The organism is Plantibacter sp. MPB07 (genome assembly GCF_046619465.1).
Lineage (GTDB): Bacteria > Actinomycetota > Actinomycetes > Actinomycetales > Microbacteriaceae > Plantibacter > Plantibacter auratus.
Genome location: NZ_CP177043.1, coordinates 1,664,471 through 1,688,319, shown reverse-complemented (window position 1 = coordinate 1,688,319; position 23,849 = coordinate 1,664,471). Strand labels below are relative to the sequence as shown.

Genomic DNA, 23,849 nt, shown 5'->3' with positions numbered 1-23,849 from the left:
AGGACTGATAGGGATCATCCTGCTCGGAAATGGTCGCGTCGGCAATAGCGTGGAAGGGAGCCGACGGCCTCCGCGGCTCCACCCATACGACACGCACTCGACATACGAAACGCTGGCCCTCTCCGTGACCCCTCCATCCGACACCGCCGTCGCTCCACCACCGCCCACCGCCCCCATGCCGATCGTGGGGGAGCGTCCCGCCTGGCGGGACACCTTCTCCTCGCTCCGCGTCCCGAACTTCCGACTCTTCACGATCGGGCACATCGTCGCGACGACCGCGATCGGGATGCAGCGCATCGCGCAGGACTGGCTCGTCCTCGAGCTCTCCGGCAGCGTCGCCGCCGTCGGGATCACAGTCGCCATGCAGTTCGCGCCCATGCTGCTGTTCGGGCTGCTCGGCGGCGTGATCGCGGACCGCTACTCCAAGCGCGTGCTGCTCATGATCACGCAGTCGCTCGCCGCCGTCCTCGCGGTCGCGCTGTCGATCCTGACGCTCAGCGGCGCGGTCGAGGTGTGGCACATCTACGTCATCGCCTTCATGCTCGGTCTCGTCACCGTCGTCGACAACCCGGCGAGGCAGGTGTTCGTGAACGAGCTCGTGGGCCCGGCGAGACTGCGGAACGCCATCAGCCTCAACTCCGCCGTCTTCCAGCTCGGCCAGCTCGTCGGTCCGGCCGTCGGTGGTGTCCTCATCACCGCCGTCGGTTCCGGGTGGTCCTTCGCGATCAACGCCCTCGCCTGCTCCGGCGTCGTGCTCACCCTGGCGCTCATGCGTGTCTCGGAACTCGTCCCGACGCCGGTCGTCGCGAAGGCGAAGGGCCAGCTCAAGGAGGGACTCGGGTACGCCATGCGGAAGCCGGCCATCCGGTGGACGGTCATCATGGTCGCGTTCATGTCGGTGTTCGCGTTCAACCTGCCGGTCCTGCTCGCCGCCTACGCCTCGGACGTCTTCGACATCGGCGCGAGCGGCTACGGGTTCCTCAACGCCCTCGTCGCCGTCGGCGCGCTGACCGGTGCACTCGCGTCGACGCGGCGCGGGGGTGTGGACCTGCGCATCGTGATCGTCGCGGCGGCGGCGGTCGGCGTCCTGCAGGCGGCCGCCGGGGCGATGCCCGTGCTCCTCCCCTTCGCCCTCCTGCTCGTCGCGGGCGGGGTCGCGAACCTCCTCTTCATCACGGCGGCGAACTCACTCGTCCAGCTGTCGTCCAACATGGCGATCCGTGGCCGGGTGATGTCGCTGTACATCCTGGTGCTGCTCGGCGGACAGTCGATCGGCGGTCCGCTCATGGGGTGGCTCGTCGAGGTCGCCGGGGCACACGTGGGCATGATCGTTTCGGGTGGGGTCCCGGCGCTCGCCGCGGCGTGCATCGGCGTGCGGTTCCTCCTCCTGCGGCGTCGGAAGCGTCGCGCGGCCGAGGAGCGCCGGCGTCTCGCGGAGGCTGAGAAGAACCCCGGAAATCCGGGGTCCACAGCCGCGGATGTCCGATAGACTCGTCCGCACAATGGACGACCCTCCTTCAGACAGATCCCCCGGCCACCATCCCAGCCCCGTGCTGACCCGATCACGGGCGACGACCGCCCACCCGGGCGACGGAACCCCCACTCCGGCATCGACCGCTCAGCACGGACGGGATCGTCATGTCTGAGTGGATCATGCTCGGCGTCGGCCTCGTACTGACCATCGGGACGGGCTTCTTCGTCGCCTCCGAGTTCGCGCTCGTGAACCTCGACCGCGCCGACCTCGAGGCCCGCCGCGACCGTGGCGAGACCCGCCTGACGATGACGATCGCAGCGCTCAAGATCACCTCGACGCACCTGTCGAGCGCGCAGCTCGGGATCACCCTGACCACGCTCCTCACCGGGTACACCATGGAGCCGGCGCTGTCGTCGATGCTCGCCGGTCCACTCGGCTCCATCGGGATCCCCGAGGGCGTCGTCGCCATCGTAGCGACGATCGTCGCGATCACCCTCGCCACGCTGCTCAGCATGATCATCGGCGAGCTCGTCCCGAAGAACTTCGCGCTCGCGCTGCCCCGACAGACGGCCAAGTTCGTCGTCCCGTTCCAGACGGCCTTCACCTGGGTGTTCAAGCCCGCCATCGTCGTCCTCAACGGCAGCGCCAACGGCTTGCTGCGGTCGATGGGCATCGAGCCCAAGGAGGAGCTGTCGGGAGCCCGGACGGCCGAGGAGCTGTCGTCCCTCGTGCGTCGATCGGCGCTCGAGGGCACACTCGAGGCCGACACCGCGACCCTGCTCAACCGCACCCTCCGCTTCTCGAGCCACGATGCGTCGGACGTCATGACGCCCAGGCCGCGCATCGCGTCGATCCAGCGCGGCGAACCCGCCCAGGCGGTGCTCGCCCTCGCGAGGTCGACCGGCCACTCGCGCTTCCCGGTCACCGATGCCGACGTCGACGACATCACCGGCGTCGTGCATGTGAAGCAGGCCATCGCGGTCCCGCGCGACCGACGCGGCGAGGTGCCCGTCTCGGCCCTGCAATCGCCGGCCCTGCGTGTCCCCGAGACGATGAAGCTGGACGTACTGCTCTCGCAGCTGCGCGGACGCGGCTACCAGATGGCCGTCGTGGTCGACGAGTACGGCGGCACCGCCGGCGTGACCACCCTCGAGGACCTCGTCGAGGAACTCGTGGGCGAGGTCGCCGACGAGCACGACCGTTCGCGTGCCGGGGTGGTCCGCGGACGCGACTCCACGACCTTCCCGGGCAGCCTCCGTCCCGACGAGCTCCTCGAGCGCGCCGGCGTGCGTGTCCCCGAAGACGGTCCGTACGAGACGGTCGCGGGCTACGTCATGAGCGAGCTCGGACGACTCGCGGTCTCGGGCGACGAGCTCGAGCTCGAGGACGGCACGCTCCGCGTCGAGCGACTCGACGGCCGACGGATCGATCGGATCCGATTCACCCCGAGACCCGTCGTGTCGGAGGACGGTGGTGACGTATGAGCGACTGGGCAGGAATCGCCTGGCTCGTGGTGCTGCTGCTCGCGAACGCCTTCTTCGTCGGTGCCGAGTTCGCGGTCATCTCCGCGCGTCGGTCGCAGATCGAACCCCTCGCCGAGCAGGGGAGCCGGAGCGCCAAGACCGCGCTGTGGGCCATGGAACACGCCACGCTCATGTTGGCGACGAGTCAGTTGGGCATCACCGTCTGCTCGCTGCTCATCCTGAACGTCTCCGAGCCGGCGATCCACCACCTGCTGGAGGTGCCGTTGGCGCTCACCGGCTGGCCCGAGGAGACCATCGGCACGGTGGCGTTCATCATCGCGCTGCTGCTCGTCTCCTACCTCCACGTGGTCTTCGGCGAGATGGTCCCGAAGAACCTCTCCTTCTCGATCCCGGATCGTGCGGTCCTGCTGCTCGCTCCGCCGCTCGTCTTCGTGGCGCGCGTCTTCCGTCCGATCATCGTGTCCCTCAACGCGACCGCGAACGCCGTCCTCCGTCTGTTCCGGGTGGAGCCGAAGAACGAGGCTGCCAGTGCCTTCACGCTCGACGAGGTGGCGACCATCGTCGACCAGTCCACCCGCGAGGGTGTGCTCACCGACTCGACGGGTGCGCTCGTGGCGGCGTTCGAGTTCACCGAGAAGAAGGTCCACGACGTGGCCCTGCCGCTCGGGAGCCTCATCACGCTGACGGAGGAGGCCACCCCCTCGGACGTGGAGCGCGCCGTCGCCAAGTACGGCTACTCCCGCTACGTGATCGTCGACGACGAGTCGGTGCCGATCGGCTACCTGCACCTGAAGGACGTCCTGCGGTACGACGACCTCGACGGCAGTGGCGACGAGGAGCGCCCGGTGCCCGCGAAGCACATCAGGCAGCTGGTGTCGGTGTTCGAGGACTCGGACGTCGAGGACGCGCTGACCACGATGCGCCGCTCGGGGGCACATGTCGCCCGGGTGTTCGACGAAGCGGGCGCCACCACCGGGGTCCTCTTCCTCGAGGACATCATCGAGGAGCTCGTCGGCGAGGTCCAGGACGCCACCCGGCGTCGCTGATCGGACGCCGGAGCACGGACACGACGACGGCCCGCACGCGATCGCGTGCGGGCCGTCGTCGTGTCGGGGTCGCGCTCAGGCGCGCGGCTTGGCCCGCTCGTACTGGCCCGGCCAGGCCACCTCCACACCGAGCTCGGTGGCGGCGCGCAACGCGAAGTGCGGATCACGGAGCGCCTCGCGGGCGACCATGACCGCCTCCGCCTGCCCGTCGGCGACGATGGCCGCGGCCTGCTGGGCGTCGGTGATGAGTCCGACGGCGCTCGTGTCGACACCCGTCGACCCGATGTGCGCCGCGAACGGGACCTGGTAGCCGGGGGACAGCGGGATGCGGACGCCGCCGACGGCTCCGCCGGTGGAGATGTCGAAGAAGTCGGCCCCGCGCTCGGCGCACCAGGCGGCGACGGTCGCGGTCTGGTGTTCGTCCCATCCGTCGTCCACCCAGTCCGTGGCCGAGAACCGGACGAACAACGGCAGACCGGACGGGAGGACCTCACGCACCGCATCGACGACCCGCAGGAGGAGCTTGGCCCGGTTCTCGAGCGAGCCGCCGTAGCCGTCCTCGCGGTGGTTGACGAGCGGGGAGAGGAACTGGTGCAGCAGGTAGCCGTGCGCGGCGTGGAGTTCGATCACCTGGAAGCCGGCGTCGACCGACCGGACGGCCGCCGCCCGGAAGTCGTCGACGACGCGGTCGATGCCCTCATCGTCGAGGGCTTCCGGCACCGCGTAGCCCGGGAAGGCCTCGGGCGACGGGGCGACGGTCGACCAGCCGCCGTCCTCGATCGGGACGCTGCCCTGACCGTCGGTGCCCCAGGGGGCGAACGTTGAGGCCTTCCGGCCGGCGTGCGCGAGCTGGATGCCGGGGACGGAACCCTGCTCGGTGATGAACGCGGTGATCCGTCGCCAGGCGTCGCGCTGTCCGTCGTTCCAGATGCCTGCGTCCTGGGGCGAGATCCGGCCCTCGGGGCTGATCGCCGCCGCCTCCGAGATGACGAGGCCGAAGCCGCCCGCCGCGAACTGGCCGAGGTGCACGAGGTGCCAGTCGGTCGGGACGCCGTCCTGGGCGGCGACGCTGTACTGGCACATCGGGGCGATCCACAGGCGGTTGGGGATGGTGAGGTCGCGGATGGTGATCGGATCGAACAGCTGGGGCACGGAACTCCTCGGGTCTCGGGGCGACGGGAGTCGCCACCCGGCCCAACGTTCCGGAATGCGTTCGGATTCCCGCCTGCAGGATGACCGACGATCGACGGCTCAGCGTCAGTCCGCCGCGACGACTGGCCTAGGGTGATGGCATGGCCGAACCGCGACTCTGGACCCCTGCCGACGCACGCGACTGGATCGCCGTGCCCGACGCCGAATCGGACAAGTACTCCCGGGGCGTCCTCGGCGTCGTGACCGGATCGGAACGCTACCCGGGTGCCGCCGTGATCGGCGTCGAGGCGGCGATCCGCACCGGCGTCGGCATGGTCCGGTACCTCGGTGCGGACCGACCGGCGAACCTCGTGCTGCAGCGCCGCCCCGAGATCGTGACGGCGGAGGGGCGCGTGCAGGCGTGGCTCATCGGCTCCGGCATGGACCCCGGCAAGCTGACCCGAGAGGAGAGCTCCCTGCTCGACGCCGCCCTGCACGGGGGCGAGCCGGTCGTCGCCGATGCCGGTTCACTCCGTCGCGTCGCCGCAGGTGCCCACCAGCGGGCGTTCGGTGTCGACGAGTCGTGGCGCATCGTGGCCACGCCCCACGTCGGTGAACTGGCGACCATGTTGAGCGGCCTGGGGAGCCCGGCCGAGGTCGAGGCCATCCGTGCCGACCCGGTGTCGTACGCGGCCGACGTCGCCGCCCGCCTCGGCATCGTCGTGGTGCTGAAGGGCGGCACGACCCACGTGGTCGCGCCGGACGGTGACGCCATCACGGTCTCCGGCGGATCGCCGTGGCTCGCGACCGCCGGCACCGGCGACGCCCTGGCCGGCATCATCGGTGCGCTCGTCGCCACGAACGCCGAGCGCGTGCTCGCCGACCCCGGCTGCCTGGCGAGCGTCGCCGCCAGCGGGGTGCTGCTGCACGCGGCTGCCGGGGATGCCGCGGCAGCCGAGGGCCCGCTGGCCGCGCTCGACGTGGCCGAAGCGGTGCGCGGTGTCGTCGGTGGTCTCCTGCGCTGAACGATCGTTCATCGGTGGACGAAGGACAACTCCCAGAACGCTCATAGCTCGCCCATAGGGAAGCTCAGGACACTGGTGCCACCGCGGCAGAGACCTCGCCACGGCGGCCGCCGCACCGCGGCCCACACATCGCCCGAGGAGATTGAACGATGCGCAACCCCACCACCCAGCCTCCCGTCCGCACGCCACGCCTGTCCGTGGCGGCGAAGAAGACGACTTTCGCAGCCCTGACCGGCCTCACCCTCGTCGGCAGCCTGGCCGGTTGCTCGGCGGCCGACGCCGGCAGCTCGACCACGACCACGTCCCCCGAGACGAAGAGCACGGCGGCGCCGGAGGCGACCACCTCCACCGACGCTGCAGCGGGCTCCGGCTCCACCGACTACCAGGACGGCTCCTACACCGCGGACGGCAGCTACCAGTCGCCGAACGGCACCGAGTCGATCACGGTGACCGTCACGCTCGCCGAGGACAAGGTCACGGCGGTCGACGTCGTCTCGCACGCCGAGAGCGCGAACAGCAAGCGCTACCAGGCGGAGTTCATCTCCGGGATCGCAGCCGAGGTGGTCGGCAAGGACATCGACAGCCTCAAGGTCTCCAAGGTCGCCGGTTCCTCGCTCACGAGCGGCGGCTTCAACGCGGCCATCGACACGATCAAGACCGAAGCGAAGGGCTGAGCCGCGGGGCCGGACCGACGATGAGCGAGACGACACTGCGCTTCGAGGCGATCGGCACCGGATGGGAGCTCGATACGGCTCTCCCGCTCGCGCCTGAGACCGCTGAGGCCGTCGCCGCGTGTATCGACCGGTTCGACCGGACGTGGTCGAGGTTCCGGGACGACGCGTTCATCGCGCGGTTCGCCGCCGGCCCGGTCTCGACCGCCTTCCCCGATGACGCGCGCGAGGATGCGGTCGCACTGCTCGACACGTACCGGCGTCTGCACGATGCCACCGCCGGGGCCGTGACGCCGTTCATCGGCACCTCGCTCGAACGGCTCGGCTACGACGCCTCCTACTCGCTCGTCCCCCAGGGCCCGGCGGTCGCCGCCCCGCACTGGGACGACGTGGCCCGGTGGGACGGCGAGGTGCTCGAGACGAGCCTCCCGCTCGTGATCGACATCGGTGCGGCCGGCAAGGGGCGGCTCGTCGACCTCGTCGCGGACCTCCTCCGCAGCCACGGTCACGAGTCCTTCACGGTCGACGCCTCGGGCGACCTGCGTCACGAGCACGGGTCCCGCCCGGCGGACCCGCTCCGTATCGCGCTCGAGCATCCGTACGATCCCAGCAAGGCCATCGGAGTCGCGACGATCGACGCCGGCGCCCTGTGCGCCTCCGCGACCAATCGTCGTGCCTGGGGCGACGGACTCCACCATGTCATCGACGGCCGGACCGGCGAACCGACGAGGACCGTCGCGGCGACCTGGGTCACCGCCCCGGACGCGATGGTCGCCGACGGACTGGCCACCGCACTGTTCTTCAACGATCACGAGACCCTGGCGGAGGCGTTCACCTTCGAGAGCGTCCGTATGTTCACGACCGGTCTCACCGACCGGTCCGTCGGATTCCCCGGCGAACTCTTCACCTGAGTCACGCGCCACAGGGCTCGAGCCCGGACGGCACCATCTCCCAGAAAGCAGACCGCACATGAACGGCCGCACCGGCTCCTTCTTCGGCACCGTCCTCGGGCGGGTCACCATGTACCGCCTCGTGACGCTGTCACTCGGCACCCTCGCGATCTACGCCTTCGTGCTGTCGCTGTTCGGGCAGGTGTTCTACAAGCCGCTCGAGCTCCTCGCCACCCTGGCCACGCTGCTCGTCGTCGGCTACCTGACGAACCGCCTGTTCGGCGCGTTGTTCCAGGTGCAGCCGCACAGCGAGTCGTCCGTCATCACCTCACTCCTGCTGTTCTTCATCCTGTGGCCGACGAGCGAGCCCACCGCGCTGGCCTGGATCGCCCTCGCCGCCACGGTCGCCTCGGCGTCGAAGTACCTGCTCGCGATCCGGGGCCGACACGTCCTCAACCCGGCGGCCATCGCCGCACTCGTGATGAGTGTGCTGGCGAGCTACGTCACCCTCCCCGGCGTGTCACCGTCGGTCTGGTGGGTCGCCAACCCGTGGCTGCTGCCCGGTGTCGTCATCCTCGGCGGCCTCGTCCTCGTCCGGACGAAGCGGCTCACGATGGCGCTCGTCTTCATCGTGCTGTCCTGGGCACTCGTCACCGTCCGGCTCGTCACCGGTGGTCAAGAGCTGGGACCGGCACTGCTGGCTCCGCTCACGTCCTACCCGATCCTCTTCCTCGCCGCGTTCATGCTCACCGAGCCGCTCACGCTTCCACCGCGGCGCTGGCAGCAGCTCGCCGAGGCGGCGATCGTCGCGGCGCTGTTCTCCATCCCTTTCACGCTCGGCCAGGTGGCGTCGACCCCCGAGCTCGCGCTCATCGTGGGCAACGTGCTGGCGTTCATCGTCGCCCGTCGTCGGGGGATGCGACTGACGCTCGAAGGCACCCGCGCGCTCACCCCGACGGCGGTCGAGTACCGGTTCAGCTCGAAGCGGTCGATCCCGTTCGCGGCCGGCCAGTACCTCGAGCTGTCGCTGCCGCACCGCGGAGCCGACGTCCGCGGCTCGAGGCGCGTCTTCAGCATCTCCTCGCCACCCGACGACGACCGTACGATCCGCGTGGCCATGCGTGTACCCGAGCGGGCCAGTAGCTTCAAGCGGGCGCTGAACGTGCTGCCGGTCGGCGCGAGCCTCTCGGCGACCGGCGTGTGGGGCGACTTCGTCCTGCCGAAGGACACGAGCAAGCCGATCCTGCTCCTCGCCGCCGGGATCGGGATCACCCCGTTCGTCAGCCAGCTCTCCCGGCTGCACCTCCGTGCCGACCAGCGCGACCTCGTCCTCGTCTACGTCGTGTCCGACCCGCAGGAGCTCGCCTACGCGGCCGAGCTCGAGACCTGGGGGACACCGGTGCTCGTCCTGGGACCGACGGACGACGTCCGATTGCCGGACGGCTGGCGTGGCCTCGGACCCGGGCGCCTCGACCACGAGCGCCTCGCCGAGGCCGTCCCCGACCTTGCCGAGCGGGAGGTCTTCATCTCCGGTCCGCCCGCGATGATCGAGGCCCTGAAGCCCGCCCTGCGCGGGATCGGCGTCGGACACGTCCGCAGCGACGCCTTCAGCGGGTACTGATCAGCAGGCTCGCGGACCCGACCCGCTCGGGCGTCGAGCGAGTGGCGGACCGGTTCCACCGGCGGCACGAGCCTAGGATGGTCCACGTGATGCGGCGTTGGCTCCTCTGGTGCGGGTTCGGCCTCGTGCACCTCCTCGTCGGCTGGCTGTGCCTCGTGGCGGAGGGCCTCCCGCTCGGCGACGTGGTCCTCGTGTACCGGCCGTGGGTCGAACAGGCGACGTCCGGCGGCCCGATCCCCGCCATCGACGAGCCCTGGGTCTATCCGATCCTCGCGATCGTGCCGATGCTGATCCCCCTGCTGCTCGGCAGCGCCGGGTACGGCGTCGGCTGGCTCCTGCTGGTGACCGCGATGAACGCCGGGGCGTTCGCGGTCCTCCTCGGCAACGGCCACTCGCGCCCACGGCTGATCGCGGCATGGTGGTGGCTCGCGTTCCTCCTCCTGCTCGGACCGATCGCGCTCGCCCGGATCGACTCCGTGACCGTCCCCATCGCGATCGTCGGGCTCCTCTGGGTCGCCGGCCGCCCGCGGGTCGCCGCCGTCCTCCTGACGCTCGCCGCCTGGATGAAGATCTGGCCGGCGGCCGTGATCGGCGCGATCGTCCTGGCGCACCGCCATCGCGGACAGGTCCTGGTCGCGGCGGCGGCGACGTCGGTCGTGGTCCTCGGGGTCGGCCTCGTGCTCGGCGGTGCGAACGCCGTCAGCTTCGTGACGGAGCAGACCGGACGTGGTCTTCAGATCGAGTCGCCCATCGGCAACGCCTACCTGTGGCTCGCCGTCCTGGGTGTCCCGCAGAGCTTCGTCTACTACGACCGCGACATCCTGACCTTCCAGGTCACCGGCCCGGGTGTCGACACGGCGATCGCCGTCATGACGCCGCTGCTCGGCCTCGCCGTCGCCGGGGCGGTGCTCCTCGGGGTGCTCGCGGTGCGGTCCGGACGCCCCCTCGTGCAGGTGCTCGCGCCGTTGTCGCTCCTCTTCGTCCTCACGCTCATCATCTTCAACAAGGTCGGGTCACCGCAGTTCGCGATGTGGTTGGCTGCACCGGTGATCCTCGGGATCGTCCTGCAGCGTCGGCGCTTCGTCGCGCCGGCCGTGCTCGCGCTGATGATCGCCGCGCTCACGCAGCTCGTCTACCCCTACCTGTACCTGTGGTTGCTCAACGTCGACCCGGTCCTCGTGACCGTGCTGACGGTCCGCAACCTCGCCTACCTGGTCCTCGCCGGCTGGGCCGTCCACGCACTGTTCACCCCGTCCCACCACGATGAGGACGTCTCGTCGGTGTCCATCCCCGTCCCCGCTCGAACCCACAAGGAGTGACCATGCTCGTCGCCTTCTCCGTCGCCCCCAGCGGCTCCGGCAACTCGGACGGTTCCGTCCACGACGCGGTCGCCGCGGCCGTGCGGATCGTCCGCGAGTCCGGCCTGCCCAACCGGACCGACTCCATGTTCACGACCATCGAGGGGGAGTGGGACGAGGTGTTCGCGGTCATCAAGGACGCCACCGAGGCGGTCGGCGCCTACGGCAGCCGGGTCTCGCTCGTCCTCAAGGCCGACATCCGTCCCGGCTACACGGGTGAGCTGACCGCCAAGCTCGACCGCCTCGACGCCGCACTCGAGAACGACGGCTGAGCCCACCGGGAGGCGGTCGTCCGGTTTCGCCGGTCGGGGACTCGAATCGATTCGAGGATTCCCGTACACTCGATCCATGCCCACCATCCTGGACGGGTCGACGCAGCTGTCGCCGACCCGTGTTCGTCTTGCCATCCTCGCGCTCGCCGTCGGGGCCTTCGGCATCGGTACGACCGAGTTCGTGGCGATGGGTCTGCTGCCGAACATCGCGACCGACCTCCTGCCCGAGCTGGCCGCTCGCAGCCAGGAGCAGGCGAACGCGCAAGCCGCCTGGTTGATCACGGCGTACGCGCTCGGCGTCGTGGTCGGTGCGCCGACGATCGCCGCGCTCGTCGCGCGATACCGGCGCAAGACCGTCCTGCTCTGGCTCGGCGTCGCGTTCACCGTCGGCACGCTCGCGTCTGCGCTCCTGCCGAGCTTCGGCCTCGTCCTCCTCGCACGGTTCGTAGCGGCCCTGCCGCACGGCGCGTACTTCGGCATGGCGGCCCTCGTCGCCGCGAGTCTCATGGGGCCCGGGAAGCGCGGCAAGGGCGTCGCGCTCGTCATGACCGGGCTGACGATCGCCAACGTCGTGGGCGTGCCGTTCGCGACCTGGGTGGGCCAGGAGTTCGGGTGGCGCTCCGCCTACCTCATCGTCACCGGCATCTTCGCGCTCGCGACCGTGACCATCTGGTTCGCCGTGCCGGTGCAGGCGGGCAACCCGCAGCAGACGATGCGTCGGGAACTCCGTGTCTTCCGACGCGGCCAGGTGTGGTTCGTGCTTGGGTTCGGGTCCATCGGGTTCGGCGGGCTCTTCGCCGTCTACAGCTATCTCGCGCCCCTGGTGACCGAGGTCGCGGGGGAGTCGGCGACGCTCGTCCCGTGGGCGCTCGCGACCATGGGGGTCGGCATGACGATCGGCAACCTGGTCGGTGGGCATCTCGCGGACCGTGGGGTGAAGCGAGCCCTGATCGTCTTCTTCGCGCTCATGATCGTGGTCCTGACCGCCCTCGCGCTCACCGCGACATGGACCCCGACCATGTTCCTCTTCGTCTTCGCGGTCGGCTTCGCGTCGCAGGGCCTCGGTCCGGCCATCCAGACGAGGCTCATGGACGTCGCCGGCGACAGCCAGTCGCTCGCCGCAGCGCTCAACCACTCGGCGCTCAACATCGGCAACGCGCTCGGCGCCTTCCTCGGCGGTGTGGTCATCGCCGGTGGCCTCGGCTACCTCGCCCCGGTCTGGACCGGTGTGGTGCTGACCGTGATCGGCCTCGGGATCGTCATCACGAGCTTCTCCGTCGAACGCCGGCAGCTCCGGCGCGAACTCCTGCGGGCGAACGACGCCGAGGATCGTCGGATCGCGGACCGCAACCCGCCGACGGCACCGATCCCCGTCTGACCGACACCCGGCGCCCGTCCCGGCCCGTGGGGTGGGGTGCCAGCGCGGTGCGCTCGCACGAGCGCACCCCGCACGCGTGAGCGCGGGTCTCCGGAGACCCGCGCCGACGTCTCCGGGTAGCGCTCACGCCGAACAATGCGGTCTCGCGTCAGCGCACCGCGCTGGAACCGATACCCGCGCGCTCGCGTCGGCGCACCGCGCTGCTAGTCGACGATGATGCCGTCGAGGATCGCCCGCTTGCGCAGGGCGACCTTCGTGCCGACGTCGATGCCGGCGTTGCGGTACTTCTCGCGGATGCGCTTGAGGTAGCTCTTCGCGGTCTCGTCGGAGATGCCGAGGCTCTCGGCAACCATCTTCACGGGCTCACCGGCGGCGTACAGCGCCATGACGCGACGCTCCTGCGCGCTGAGGCGGGGGCCGGTCCCGGAGGCGCCGCTCGCGAGGGCGAGGTCGAGCTCGGGGGAGATGTAGGACTCACCGCGTGACGCCGCACGGAGGGCGTGCACGATGGTCTCGGCGTCCTCGCTCTTCGCGAGGTAGCCCAGGGCGCCGGCGGCCAATGCCTCGCGGACGACCGCCGGGTCGCTGTAGGTGCTCATGAGGACGGTCGTGACGCCCGTGGTCTTCAGCGTCGCGAGCTTCACGGCGACCGGGACGTTGTCCTTGAGGTCGACGTCGAGCAGCAGGACGTCGACGGGGAAGGCGGGGTGCGTCAGCAGCTCCGGCCAGGACGGGGTCACGACGACGAGTTCGATGTCGTCGGCGACGCTCCTGATCCATTCGGTGAGCGCACCGAGCAGCATCCGGTGGTCATCGACGATGCCGACCCTGATGCGAGACTCCTGTGACGTCATTGACGTTCCCCTTTCCGCTGGCCCGCAGCAGGATTGTCGACGGTGCTGTCGATCTCGATCCTGATCCGGGATTTCTGGTACGTGTCCGTGGAGCTGCCCACTCGTCCGAGCGCTTCCCACACCGCGGGATCCACCTTGGCGCGTTGCACTCCGACCGCTTCGAGGACGATCGGGATGACGAGCGCACCAGATCGGCCCGGTCGTTCGGAGCGGTCGACCGGTCCGAGCGTCAGCACAGCTCTGGCACTCTGCGCATCTGCTTCCCCGAGGAGCAACCATACTGCAGAGAGCAGTCCATCCCGCTGATCCGTTGCGAGATACGTCGCAAGTCGCTCGGGGTCGCGCAGGGTCGCGCGGTCCGACAACACGGACGACTCCTGGAACGCGTGCTCGAGCCAGGACTCCTTGCCCTCGGACATCAGATGACGCCGGAGCTCGGTCGCGAGGCGTGAGGCGCGCGCCGCGAGCTCGGGGCTGAGCGGGAGGTCGACCGAACCGTCGGCGACACCGACGAACAGCTCCTCCGCTTCGAGGTCGAGGGTGACGAGTTCCTCCGAGTCGAAGAACCCGAGTGCGTCCCGGACGCTCGCGACCGTGGAGGCGACCATGACCCGGTCGAGTTCGAGGCGGACGATCCGGCGGTACTGGGAGACGATCGCGCAGGCGATGAGCGGGGGGACGACGGCGACCGCGGCGAAGAGCAACTCCGCCCCGAGCGTCGCGGTCTGGGTCCGCGTGATCGTGAGGATCGACCCCACGAGCATCAGCCCGAGCACCACGGTCGCGGCGGCGATGTCGCGGACCGGGCGGAGGGCGACGACCGCGAGCAGGACGCCGCCGACCGCCGCGGCCGCCGTCGGATAGACGCCAACGGCGTCGCGACTCCAGACGCTCGCCAGGTCGAGCGCGGCGACCACCACCAGCTGGATCAGGAGCGCGACGAACAGCCGGTCCGAGAGGTGGAACGCGGAACGGCGGAGCAGGAGGAAGGTCGACGCGATCGCCGCGGTGAGCAGCAGCCAGGCGACGACGCTGAGCAGTGGTCGCGGGTAGTGGTGGACCGAGCCGACGAAGCGGATCGCGGCGTAGACGACGAGGATGAGGCCGGACACCGACAGCCCGATGCCGAGCTGTGTCGTTCCGAGTGACGAGCGCTGCCGGTCGATGGCGCGCCGATGGCGGTAGCGCCGGGTCGGCCCGGTGGCCTCAACGAGGGCGTCGACACTCATGCTTGCGGGACCTCCAGGATGACGGTCGTCCCGGCCCCCGGGGCGGAGAAGACACGCGCCTGCCCACCGACCTCCTGGATGCGCGCGACGACCGATTCCGCGACGCCGAGGTGGCCGTCCGGCACGGCCGACGGATCGAACCCGGTGCCGGTGTCGGTGATGAGGAGTCGGGCGGTCAGCTCGTCGATCGAGACCGTGACGTCGGCCGAGTCGACCCCGGAGTGACGCCGGACGTTCTCCAGGCACTCCCCGAGCGCGAGGAGGAACGCCTCCCGCACACGTGGGTCGAGGTTCGCCTGTCCACCGCCGTAGACGTTGACCGTGAGGCCGAGCCCGGCGAACCGGTCCGTCACGGCCTCGATGCCCTCGTCGAGGGTGAAGTCGGCACCTCGCTGGAGGATGTACGAGCCGGAGGAGACGGGGCTGAGCTCCTCGCCGAGGCGGAGGCTGCGGAGCAGATGCGCGTCGTTCCCGGCCTGCGAACGGAGGGCTGCGGCGTCGACGCCGCGTCCGGAGTGGGCGAGCATCGTGAGGGTCGCGAGCGCGGTGTCGTGCAGCAGTCGTGCGTCCTGGCGTCGCTGTGATTCGGCCTGGCTCGCGAGCCGCTCGGCGTTGTAGGCGTTGCCGATGGTGTCGACCCGGCGGATGAGCCGCGGGATGCTCGTGTCGAGCCACCCGCCGAAGGCACCGATCGCGACCCACACGACCGCGGTCAGGCCGATGGTCGGGACCGTGAGCGCGGTGGGCCCGGTGACGACGATGATGGTGACCGCCGTCACGACGAACGCGGTCAGGAGCAACGGCCAGGTGCGCCGGAGCGGCACGAGTCGTGCCGCGACGGCGCCCATGCCGAGGGAGGTGATCGCGGCGATCGCGCTCGCGGAGCCGACCTGGCCGGTGTTCCCGTCGGACAGACCGATCACGATCACGACCCCGACACCGACCAGGAACACCAGCACCACCCACCGACGGCCGTCGTACTGCTCGGCGGCCACGTGGGTGAGCGCGAGGGCGGCGACGAGGACGAGGAGGACGGTGTACCGACCTCCCGAGACGACGCCCGGGACGCTGAGGATCATCGCGGCCGTGACGCACCCCGCGAGTCCGAAGAGACGCGTCGTACGCAGCAGCAGCCGTCGCTGGGTCCTCGCCACCCGATCCATGCTCACGCTCCTCTGAGGAGTCACCCTATCGGGTGACACGACCGCCGCGGAACGGGTGTCGGACAGACGGGGCGCAGCTGTCAGACGGCGAGGAGCCGGCTGAGATGCGGGGCGACCAACGCGTTCTCGATGAGGAAGCCGTCGTGTCCGAAGTCGGACCGGAGGACCGACGGTCGTGTGCCGTCGAGGTTGCCGGGGAGGTGGAGCGCGATCTCCTCCTGCCCACTGACCGGGAAGAGCCGGTCGCTGTCGATCCCGAGCACGAGCGATGGACCGGTGTAGGCCCGCAGCGCCGCGCCGACGCCGCCGCGATCGCGTCCGACGTCGTGCGAGTTCATCGCCTCGACGAGGGTCACGTAGCTCCCGGCGTCGAAGCGTCGCGTGAACTTGTTGCCGTGGAAGTCGAGGTAGGACTCGACGGCGAAGCGTCCGCCGTGCCCGAGCGGGCTCACGCTCGACTGCCAGCTGCGCTCGAACCGGGCGTTCAGCTCACCCGGGCTGCGGTAGTTGAGCAGGGCCATCCGGCGGGCGAGCGCGAGGCCTCGGTGCGGGCCCTCGCCGTCCGGGGCGTCGTAGTAGTCGCCGCCCTGGAAGTGCGGGTCCGTGCGGACCGCTTCGAGTTGCACGAAGTTCAGCGAGATCTGGTCAGCCGTCGTGACCGGGGGCGCGGCGATCACGGCCAGTCGGTCGACGAGCTCGGGGTGGGTGGCGGCCCACTCGAGGGCGTGCATGCCGCCCATCGAGCCACCGATCACCGCGGCCCAGCGGTCGAGTCCGAGGTGTCCGAGCAGTCGGTGCTGGGCCTCGACCTGGTCGCGGATCGAGGTGTACGGGAACCGCGAACCCCACTCGACGCCGTCGGGCGCGAAGGAGGAGGGGCCGGTGCTGCCCTGGCAGCCGCCGATCATGTTCGGCGCGACGACGAACCAGCGGTCCGTGTCGACGGCGAGTCCCGGACCGACGATGCCGGCCCACCACCCGGCGGTCGCATGCCCGTTGCCGGCGCCTCCGAGGACGTGGCTGTCTCCGGTGAGCGCGTGGAGGATGAGGACAGCGTTGCCGCCGTCGTCGTCGAGCGTGCCCCAGGTCTCGTAGGCGAGTCTGGCGTGCGGGATGCTCCCGCCGTGCTCGAAGTCGAGGCGGCCGAGCGGGGCGAAGAGCCGGTCGCCCGGCCGGTCGCCGTCGCGCCAGGCGCCGCTCGAGGGCGGGTTCGCGAGCAGGGCGCCGACCTCGGCTTCGGTCACGAAGCGGGAGGGCACGCTGTCTTCCGGGGTCTGCCAGTCCATAGGTCTCCATTGTGGCGTGCCCTGGGGCGTCGACCGGCCGTGTTACGTCAACCGATCGGTCGAGGTCGGCGCGGTGCGCTGGCGCGAGTGCACTCCCGTCGGCTCCGGCGCACCGGAACGGGCTCGAGTGACGGGGAACGGGCCCGAGCGACGAGGAACCGGCCCGAGTGCGCAACGAACGACGCGAGCGCGGGTCTCTGGAGACCCGCGCTCGCGGTTGTGGGGTGCGCTCGCGTCAGCGCACCGCGCTGGCGCAACCCAGGAGGGGACGCCTCGGGACGGACTCAGACCCGGGCGGCCTCGACGACCTGCTTCGCGGCGGTCAGACCGGCCTGGAGGTCGGCCGTGATGTCGTCGATGTTCTCGAGTCCCACCGAGAGCCGCACGAGCCCGGGCGTGACGCCGGCCGTGAGCTGCTGCTCCGGGGTGAGCTGCGAGTGCGTCGTCGACGCCGGGTGGATGACGAGCGAACGGACGTCGCCGATGTTCGCGAGGTGCGAGAACAACTGCAGCGAGTTCACGAAGGCGCGGCCGGCGTCGACCCCGCCCTTCAGCTCGAAGGACAGAACTGCTCCGACACCCTTCGGGGCGTACTGGTTGGCCGCCGCGTACCAGGGGCTCGACGGCAGACCCGAGTAGTTGACGCTCGCGATGTCTGGGTGGGCGTCGAGCCACTCGGCGACCTGCTGGGCGTTCTGCACGTGGCGCTCGATGCGGAGGCTGAGCGTCTCGATGCCCTGGATGAGCTGCCAGGCGCTCGCCGGGGCGATGGCCGCACCCAGGTCGCGCAGGAGCTGCACGCGCGCCTTGATGATGTAGGCGAGCGAGTCGCCCACGGCGTCGGTGTAGACCGCGCCGTGGTACGAGGGGTCCGGCGTCGTGAGGCCCGGGAACTTGTCCGCGTGCCCGGTCCAGGAGAAGGTGCCGCCGTCGACGATGACACCGCCGATGACCGTGCCGTGACCGCCGAGGAACTTCGTCGCCGAGTGCACGATGATGTCCGCTCCGTGCTCGAAGGGACGGATGAGGTACGGCGTGGCGATCGTGTTGTCGACGATCAGCGGGACGCCGGCCTCGTGCGCGACGTCGGCGACGAGGCGGATGTCGAGGATGTTGATCTTCGGGTTGCCGATCGTCTCCGCGAAGAACAGCTTCGTGTTCGGGCGAACCGCACGCCGCCACTCCTCGGCGTCGTCCTGGTTCTCCACGAAGGTGGTCTCGATGCCGAGCTTCGCGAGTGTGTACTTGAAGAGGTTGTACGTGCCGCCGTAGATCGACGAGGACGACACGATGTGGTCGCCCGCCTGCGCGATGTTGAGGACCGCCGAGGCCTCCGCCGCCTGCCCCGAGGCGAGGAGGAGGGCACCGCTGCCACCCTCGAGCGCGGTCAGGCGCTCCTCGACGACGGCCTGCGTCGGGTTCTGGATGCGCGTGTAGATGTTGCCGAACTCCGCGAGGGCGAAGAGGTTCTTCGCGTGGTCGGCGTTGTCGAACACGTAGCTCGTCGTCTGGTAGATCGGCGTGGCCCGAGCCTTCGTGACCGGGTCGGGCGCAGCTCCGGAGTGGATCTGCTTCGTCTCGAACTTCCAGTCGTTCGTGGCATCGCTCATGGTGGATGGTCCCCTCTGCTCGGGTGGTCGGTGCTGCTCGGGTGATGGGTGCCGCCGGTGTGGCCGCTCGGTCCGACAGCGATGTCGCCGGGAGTGGCTCCGGGTGGTGCTCCGTCGTGACCCCGAGGCTACCGGCCCCACCTGCACGCGCCAACCACGCGGAAACACGGCGTAACGCCTCGGACCGGTGGCTACCCTGGAGGCATGACGACGAGACGTGTGGTGGTGACCGGTGCGAGTTCAGGGATCGGGGAGGCGACCGCGAGGCGATTCGCCGCCGACGGCTGGGACGTCGTGGCGGTGGCCCGCCGAGCAGAGCGGCTCGAAGCGCTCGTCGCGGACATCGGCGGTACGGCGGTCGTCGCGGATCTGACCGTGCAGGCGGACGTCGACGCGCTCGCCGCCCGGGTGGAGGTACTCGGTGGCGCCCAGGCGCTCGTCAACAACGCGGGCGGTGCCTTCGGCCTCGCGTCCGTCGAGGACGGCGACGCGGAGGACTGGCGCCGCATGTTCGACATCAACGTCCTCGGCACGAAGCGCGTGGTCCAGGCGCTCCTGCCGATCCTCCGCCGGAGCATCCCGGAGGGTGGTGCCGCCACCATCGTCGGTGTCACCTCGATCGCGGGCCACGTCGCCTACGTGGGTGGCGGCGGGTACAACGCGGCGAAGTTCGCCGAGCGGGCGCTCTTCGAGGTGCTCCGGCTCGAGCTCAACGGCGAACCGATCCGGGTGATCGAGGTGGCGCCGGGCATGGTCCACACCGAGGAGTTCTCGCTCGTGCGCTTCGGTGGCGACCAGGACCGCGCCGACGCCGTCTACGAGGACGTGCCGGATCCGCTCTCGGCCGACGACGTCGCCGAGGCGATCGTCCACGCGACCTCCCTGCCGCCCCACGTCAACCTCGACCTCATCACGATCAAGCCGGTCGCCCAGGCCGCCCCGTACCGCCTGGCGAAGGGGCCGTTGCGCGTCGCGGAGTAGACCCTTCGACAGGCTCAGAGACCGGTCGGGAGTTCAGGGACCGGTCGGGAGTTCAGGGACCGGTTGCAGTCAGCGACCGGGCGGGAGGTCAGTGACCGGTCGGGTGCTCGTCAGCGGGATCGACGCGTGGCCCGGGTTCCGCGTCGACCGGGGCCGCGTCCGCGAAGGCGAGTTTCGGGACGAAGCAGAGCAGGACGGCGGCGACGAGCGCACCCGCCCCGCAGATCGCCCAGACCGTGAGGTAGCCGGACAGGCTCGACGCCCCGGCCGTGACGGCCTGCGCGGCGCCGGCGAACAGCACCACGCCGAAGACGGCCGAGGCGAAGGAGCCACCGATCGTCTTCGTCGTGTTGGTCAGTGCCGACGCGACGCCCGTCTGCCCGCGAGGTGCCGCGGCCGCGGCCGCGGCCGGCATGGCTCCGACGAGGGCACCGGAGCCGAGCCCCGCGATCGCCATGTTCAGGAAGACCTGCCACGTCTCGAGGTGGAACGGGAGGAACAGCAGATACCCGACCGCGACGAGTGAGGCGGCGATGATGAGCGCGATCCGAGGCGTCGCCCAGCGCGACACGAGTGGGAACAGGAGCGCACCGACGATCATCGAGATCAGGTAGGCGCCGATGAGCGTGGAGATGTCGCCGGCGTCGAGCCCGAGTCCGTATCCGTTCTCCCGGGGTGTCCCCGCATAGGTGCTGAGCGGGGCCTGGGCGCCGAGCAGGCTGATCCCGATGAGCCCGGCGGTCAGTTGCACCGGCCACATGTTGGGTTGCCGGAGCACCCGGAGGTCGATCGCCGGGTCGGGCTGCCGCAGTTCATGTCGCCCGAACGGCAGGAACGCGAGCACGCCGATCGCGATGAGCCCCCACACCCACCACGTCTGCGGACCGTTGAGTCGCAGGAAGGTGAGCCCAGAGGTGATGAGCAGGAGCGCGAGGCTGAGGAGTACGAAGCCCGCGAGGTCCAAAGTCCTGCCCGGCAGGGGTTCGGACTCGGGGACGCCGAACAGGATGGCGAAGAAGACGAGGGTCACCGCGACGGCCGGCAGCATCATCGTGAGTGGGATGTCGCCGCCGAGGGCGGTGAGGATGCGTCCGCTCGACAGCGCACCGATGATGGCGCCGGCCTCGAGCGCCACGACGAGCAGGCCGGCGGCCCGGCGGGTCTGCGAGGCCCCGGTTCCGGAGCGACGGCCCCGCTCGAAGATGAGTGCGATCTCGAGTGGCAGCCACACGACGTAGAAGCCCTGCAGTGCCCAGGCCGCGAGGAACGACCAGAAGTCCCCGGCGAGGACGAGCCACCAGCTGGCGCCGGCCGTCAACACGGTGGAGACGAGGAGGACCCGCTTGTGCCCGAACATGTCGCCGAGCTTCGCGAGGATGGGGACGACGAGCGCCGACAACAGCAGTTGCGCGGCCTCGAACCAGTTGAAGTCCGCGTCGTGGATGCCCAGGTGCTCGACAAGGTCCGGGATGAGCGGGACGTAGTAGCCCTGCAGGACGCCGCTCGTGATCTCGACGAGGAACAACCAGCCGATGAGTCCTGCGGTGATGCCGGCTGCCGACCCACGGATCGACGTCCGCCATCCGGTCGCCGAGGCTCCGCCGGTCGTCGTGCTGTCTCGCGCCATGTGGGGATGGTACAGGCGGCCCGGCCGGCAGGATAGCGTTGGAGGATGTCGACCGAGAACCCCAGCGCAGCGTCCCCGGAGCGAGAGGTCCTCGACTGGCCCACGTTCGGTGACGCGGCCCGCGAACTGTCCAGTGCGATCGTCGCGAGCGGGTTCCGGCCCGACTCCGTCGTCGCGATCGCGCGCGGTGGGCTCCTGCTCGCCGGTGCCATCGCCTACGCCCTCGACGTGAAGGCGTGCGGCGCGCTGAACGTCGAGTTCTACACCGGGGTCGACGCGCGTCTCCCCGAGCCCGTCGTGCTCCCGCCGCTGCTCGACGTGGCCGGGTTGCCGGGGAGCCGGGTGCTGCTCGTCGACGACGTGTCCGACTCGGGTCGCACGCTCGCGATGGTGCTGGAACTCATGCAGGCGAGCGGTGCGGAGGTCCGCACGGTGACGCTGTACGAGAAGCCGCAGACGGTGCTCCGCCCCGACTACGTGTGGAAGCGTGTCGACCGCTGGATCTCCTTCCCCTGGTCGACGCTGCCGACGATCACGGCCTGATCGTCCCCGCCTGATCCGGGGTGCCGGGTAGGGTCTCAGGGTGAGTGTTTTCCTCCTCGGCGGTCCGGCCGCCCCAGAGACCGAGTCGACCGTCTACGCAGCGTTCATCGCCGAGGCGGCCGCGCTCGCGGTCGTCGCCGGTCGGTTGGCCCCGCGCATCGCGATCGTCGTCGTGCACGACGGTGACGGGCTCGAGCAGTCCGCCGCCCTGGAACGTGCCGTCGCACGCTCCGGTGAGATCGAGGCGATCCGCGTGGTCGTCCGCGAGGGCGGCGTGGTCGCGCAGGCTCAGCTGGCCGAGGTCGACGGGATCGTCGTCGGCGGCGGACTGCCCTCGGCCTACGCGGAGGCGGTCGCGCCGGTCGCCACCGACATCCGACGCCTCGTCGCGTCCGGTCTGCCCTACCTCGGCATCTCGGCGGGCGCGATGATCGCCGCCGAGCACGCGATCATCGGCGGATGGCGTGTCGGCGAGGTCCCCGTGAGCCCCGAGGCGGCGTCCGAGGAACTCGACGAGGTCACGATCGGCGACGGTCTCGGGCTCGTCGACATCGCGGTCGAGGCGCATGCCGCACAGTGGGGCACCCTCGGGCGGCTCGTCGCCGCGACGGAGGCCGGGGTCGTCGACGGCGGGGTCGCGATCGACGAGAACACGGCGCTCGTCGTCGGGCAGGGGGCGCTCTCCGTCCTCGGTGGCGGCAGTGTCTGGCAGGTCTTCACCGCCGAGCACGGGGTCGTCGTCCGCACGATCGGTGCCGAGCAGCCGCAGCAGCAGTAGTCCATGACGAACGGGATCCTCGGCGGCACCCCGGCACAGCTCGCCGCGGTGGGGTCGATGGACGAGGGGTGGGCCGACGCGCTCGCACCCGTCGCGGACGACCTCGCGACGATCGACCACTGGCTCGCGGCGCAGACAGCGGCCGGTGCCCGATGGTTGCCGGCACCCGAGCTCGTCCTGCGGGCCTTCCGCACGCCGTTCAGCGCGGTCCGGGTCCTCATCGTCGGGCAGGACCCGTACCCGACGCCGGGTCATCCGATCGGCCTGTCGTTCGCCGCGGACCGGGAGGTCCGCCCGGTGCCGCGCAGCCTCGCGAACATCCATCGGGAACTCCGCGAGGACCTCGGTGTCCCGACGCCGGAACACGGCGATCTCAGTTCGTGGACCGGACAGGGCGTGCTGCTCCTCAACCGCGTCCTCACGGTCGAGGCGGGTTCCGCCGGGTCGCACCGCCGACACGGCTGGGAGGCGGTCACCGAACAGGCGATCCGCGCGCTCGCCGCACGCCCCGCACCGCTCGTGTCGATCCTCTGGGGCAAGGACGCCGAACGACTGGCACCGCTGCTCGAATCATCGGGCGACCCCGACCGCCACGTCATCGTCTCGGCGCACCCGAGTCCGCTCTCCGCCTCGCGGGGCTTCTTCGGCTCGAAGCCGTTCAGCCGCACGAACGACTTCCTCGTCTCCCGCGGCGTGGACCCGATCGACTGGTCGCTCGACTGACGATCGGGTCGTGGCATCGGCCGCAAGGGCTGTCCGCCGACCCACCCCCTCGTTAGGCTTGGGGGATGCTGGAAGAGGAGTACGAGCCGAGGCGCCGGCTGCCGCCGCACCTGCGCAAGCCGCCGACCCCCGAGACGCCGTTCGCCTTCACGATGCGCGACGCCACTGCGGCCGACCTGCCCGACATCCGGGCGATCTACAACCACTACGTCGCCAACAGCATGGTCACCTTCGACGAGGACGCGATGACCCTCGCCGAGTGGCGCTCCAAGTTCGCCTACCTGCAGCGGCTCCAGCTCCCGTTCATCGTCGCCGTCAACCCGACCGGACAGATCCTCGGGTACGCGCTGTGCGCGCCGTGGAAGCAGAAGCGCGCCTACCGATTCACCGTGGAGAGCTCGATCTACCTCGGAGCGGCGGCGACCGGCAAGGGCCTCGGCACCGATCTGCTCGGTGAGCTCATCGAGCGCTCGAAGGCCGCCGGGCTCAAGGAGATGCTGGCCGTCATCGCCGACAAGGGCGCCGAGTCGTCGATCGCCCTGCACGAGAAGTTCGGGTTCACCGAGGTGGGCCGCATGGGCCGTGTCGGGTTCAAGTTCGGCCGCTGGATCGGCACGGTCCTCCTCCAGAAGTCCTTGAAGCGCTGAACCGGTCGACGCCCTTCGACAGGCTCAGGGACCGGAACGGACAGGGACCAGGGACCGG

22 protein-coding genes are annotated in these 23,849 nt (G+C 70.4%); 15 read left to right on the top strand and 7 right to left on the bottom strand.

Annotation, left to right across the window (positions count from 1 at the left end; genetic code table 11):
* Positions 1–175 precede the first annotated feature (175 nt).
* From ACLIME_RS07900 to ACLIME_RS07890, 3 genes are all read left to right on the top strand, one after another.
* Entirely contained in the window at positions 176–1,489 is a 1,314-nt protein-coding gene (locus ACLIME_RS07900) for an MFS transporter (protein WP_159880341.1), read from the top strand.
* A 149-nt stretch (positions 1,490–1,638) separates the two neighbouring features.
* Positions 1,639–2,958 carry a hemolysin family protein gene (locus ACLIME_RS07895; protein ID WP_411558589.1) on the top strand — a complete coding sequence of 440 codons (1,320 nt, stop codon included), beginning with the start codon at positions 1,639–1,641 and terminating at the stop codon, positions 2,956–2,958.
* The gene (locus ACLIME_RS07890) at positions 2,955–4,004 is read left to right on the top strand and encodes a hemolysin family protein (RefSeq protein WP_064295254.1); all 1,050 of its coding nucleotides are present in this window, start codon (positions 2,955–2,957) and stop codon (positions 4,002–4,004) included. Before ACLIME_RS07895 ends, ACLIME_RS07890 begins: the two co-directional genes overlap by 4 nt.
* A 75-nt stretch (positions 4,005–4,079) precedes the next feature.
* Here the strand turns inward: ACLIME_RS07890 and ACLIME_RS07885 are convergent, their stop codons facing one another.
* Entirely contained in the window at positions 4,080–5,156 is a 1,077-nt protein-coding gene (locus ACLIME_RS07885; protein WP_411558588.1) for an NADH:flavin oxidoreductase/NADH oxidase, read from the bottom strand.
* A 140-nt stretch (positions 5,157–5,296) separates the two neighbouring features.
* On the opposite strand from ACLIME_RS07885, the gene ACLIME_RS07880 reads away from it, so the two are divergent.
* The 7 genes from ACLIME_RS07880 to ACLIME_RS07850 all read left to right on the top strand — a co-directional run bounded on the left by ACLIME_RS07880 (position 5,297) and on the right by ACLIME_RS07850 (position 12,350).
* The gene (locus tag ACLIME_RS07880; RefSeq protein WP_124769625.1) at positions 5,297–6,160 is read left to right on the top strand and encodes an NAD(P)H-hydrate dehydratase; all 864 of its coding nucleotides are present in this window, start codon (positions 5,297–5,299) and stop codon (positions 6,158–6,160) included.
* A 149-nt stretch (positions 6,161–6,309) separates the two neighbouring features.
* Positions 6,310–6,834, top strand: a complete 525-nt coding sequence (locus ACLIME_RS07875; protein ID WP_411558587.1) for an FMN-binding protein — start codon at positions 6,310–6,312, stop codon at positions 6,832–6,834.
* A gap of 20 nt (positions 6,835–6,854) precedes the next feature.
* The gene (locus tag ACLIME_RS07870) at positions 6,855–7,742 is read left to right on the top strand and encodes an FAD:protein FMN transferase (RefSeq protein WP_411558586.1); all 888 of its coding nucleotides are present in this window, start codon (positions 6,855–6,857) and stop codon (positions 7,740–7,742) included.
* Between the two features lie 58 nt (positions 7,743–7,800).
* A complete protein-coding gene (locus tag ACLIME_RS07865) occupies positions 7,801–9,342 on the top strand; it encodes an FAD-dependent oxidoreductase (protein ID WP_411558585.1) in 1,542 nt (513 codons plus the stop codon).
* Positions 9,343–9,431: 89 nt separating this feature from the next.
* The gene (locus ACLIME_RS07860) at positions 9,432–10,661 is read left to right on the top strand and encodes a glycosyltransferase 87 family protein (RefSeq protein WP_411558584.1); all 1,230 of its coding nucleotides are present in this window, start codon (positions 9,432–9,434) and stop codon (positions 10,659–10,661) included.
* Between the two features lie 2 nt (positions 10,662–10,663).
* Positions 10,664–10,972: an MTH1187 family thiamine-binding protein gene (locus tag ACLIME_RS07855; RefSeq protein ID WP_079707231.1), complete on the top strand. Its 309-nt coding sequence runs from the start codon at positions 10,664–10,666 to the stop codon at positions 10,970–10,972.
* Between the two features lie 76 nt (positions 10,973–11,048).
* Positions 11,049–12,350 (top strand): MFS transporter, encoded by a 1,302-nt coding sequence (locus tag ACLIME_RS07850; RefSeq protein WP_411558583.1) that lies wholly within the window; start codon positions 11,049–11,051, stop codon positions 12,348–12,350.
* Between the two features lie 203 nt (positions 12,351–12,553).
* On the opposite strand, the gene ACLIME_RS07845 is transcribed toward ACLIME_RS07850, so the two are convergent.
* The 5 genes from ACLIME_RS07845 to ACLIME_RS07825 all read right to left on the bottom strand — a co-directional run bounded on the left by ACLIME_RS07845 (position 12,554) and on the right by ACLIME_RS07825 (position 18,492).
* On the bottom strand, positions 12,554–13,204 hold the full coding sequence (locus ACLIME_RS07845) for a response regulator transcription factor (protein WP_056012577.1): 651 nt from the start codon (positions 13,202–13,204) through the stop codon (positions 12,554–12,556).
* Complete coding sequence (locus ACLIME_RS07840; protein WP_411558582.1) at positions 13,201–14,433, bottom strand: hypothetical protein; 1,233 nt, start codon at positions 14,431–14,433, stop codon at positions 13,201–13,203. Before ACLIME_RS07840 ends, ACLIME_RS07845 begins: the two co-directional genes overlap by 4 nt.
* Positions 14,430–15,596, bottom strand: a complete 1,167-nt coding sequence (locus tag ACLIME_RS07835; RefSeq protein ID WP_137243324.1) for a sensor histidine kinase — start codon at positions 15,594–15,596, stop codon at positions 14,430–14,432. The genes ACLIME_RS07840 and ACLIME_RS07835 overlap by 4 nt, the downstream gene beginning before the upstream one ends.
* Positions 15,597–15,676: 80 nt before the next feature.
* Positions 15,677–16,882, bottom strand: a complete 1,206-nt coding sequence (gene metX, locus ACLIME_RS07830; RefSeq protein ID WP_137243323.1) for a homoserine O-acetyltransferase MetX — start codon at positions 16,880–16,882, stop codon at positions 15,677–15,679.
* Between the two features lie 284 nt (positions 16,883–17,166).
* Positions 17,167–18,492, bottom strand: a complete 1,326-nt coding sequence (locus tag ACLIME_RS07825) for a bifunctional o-acetylhomoserine/o-acetylserine sulfhydrylase (RefSeq protein ID WP_079707226.1) — start codon at positions 18,490–18,492, stop codon at positions 17,167–17,169.
* Between the two features lie 204 nt (positions 18,493–18,696).
* On the opposite strand from ACLIME_RS07825, the gene ACLIME_RS07820 reads away from it, so the two are divergent.
* Positions 18,697–19,473, top strand: a complete 777-nt coding sequence (locus tag ACLIME_RS07820; protein ID WP_191941430.1) for an SDR family oxidoreductase — start codon at positions 18,697–18,699, stop codon at positions 19,471–19,473.
* A gap of 88 nt (positions 19,474–19,561) precedes the next feature.
* On the opposite strand, the gene ACLIME_RS07815 is transcribed toward ACLIME_RS07820, so the two are convergent.
* Complete coding sequence (locus tag ACLIME_RS07815) at positions 19,562–21,100, bottom strand: MFS transporter (RefSeq protein WP_411558581.1); 1,539 nt, start codon at positions 21,098–21,100, stop codon at positions 19,562–19,564.
* 45 nt (positions 21,101–21,145) lie between these two features.
* Here ACLIME_RS07815 and ACLIME_RS07810 point away from each other — a divergent pair, with 45 nt between their 5' ends.
* The 4 genes from ACLIME_RS07810 to ACLIME_RS07795 all read left to right on the top strand — a co-directional run bounded on the left by ACLIME_RS07810 (position 21,146) and on the right by ACLIME_RS07795 (position 23,791).
* Positions 21,146–21,643 (top strand): phosphoribosyltransferase, encoded by a 498-nt coding sequence (locus ACLIME_RS07810; protein ID WP_071262460.1) that lies wholly within the window; start codon positions 21,146–21,148, stop codon positions 21,641–21,643.
* A gap of 40 nt (positions 21,644–21,683) precedes the next feature.
* Complete coding sequence (locus tag ACLIME_RS07805; protein ID WP_064295268.1) at positions 21,684–22,421, top strand: Type 1 glutamine amidotransferase-like domain-containing protein; 738 nt, start codon at positions 21,684–21,686, stop codon at positions 22,419–22,421.
* A 3-nt stretch (positions 22,422–22,424) separates the two neighbouring features.
* A complete protein-coding gene (locus ACLIME_RS07800) occupies positions 22,425–23,144 on the top strand; it encodes a uracil-DNA glycosylase (RefSeq protein WP_411558580.1) in 720 nt (239 codons plus the stop codon).
* Between the two features lie 65 nt (positions 23,145–23,209).
* Positions 23,210–23,791: a GNAT family N-acetyltransferase gene (locus tag ACLIME_RS07795; protein ID WP_079707223.1), complete on the top strand. Its 582-nt coding sequence runs from the start codon at positions 23,210–23,212 to the stop codon at positions 23,789–23,791.
* Positions 23,792–23,849: the final 58 nt, after the last annotated feature.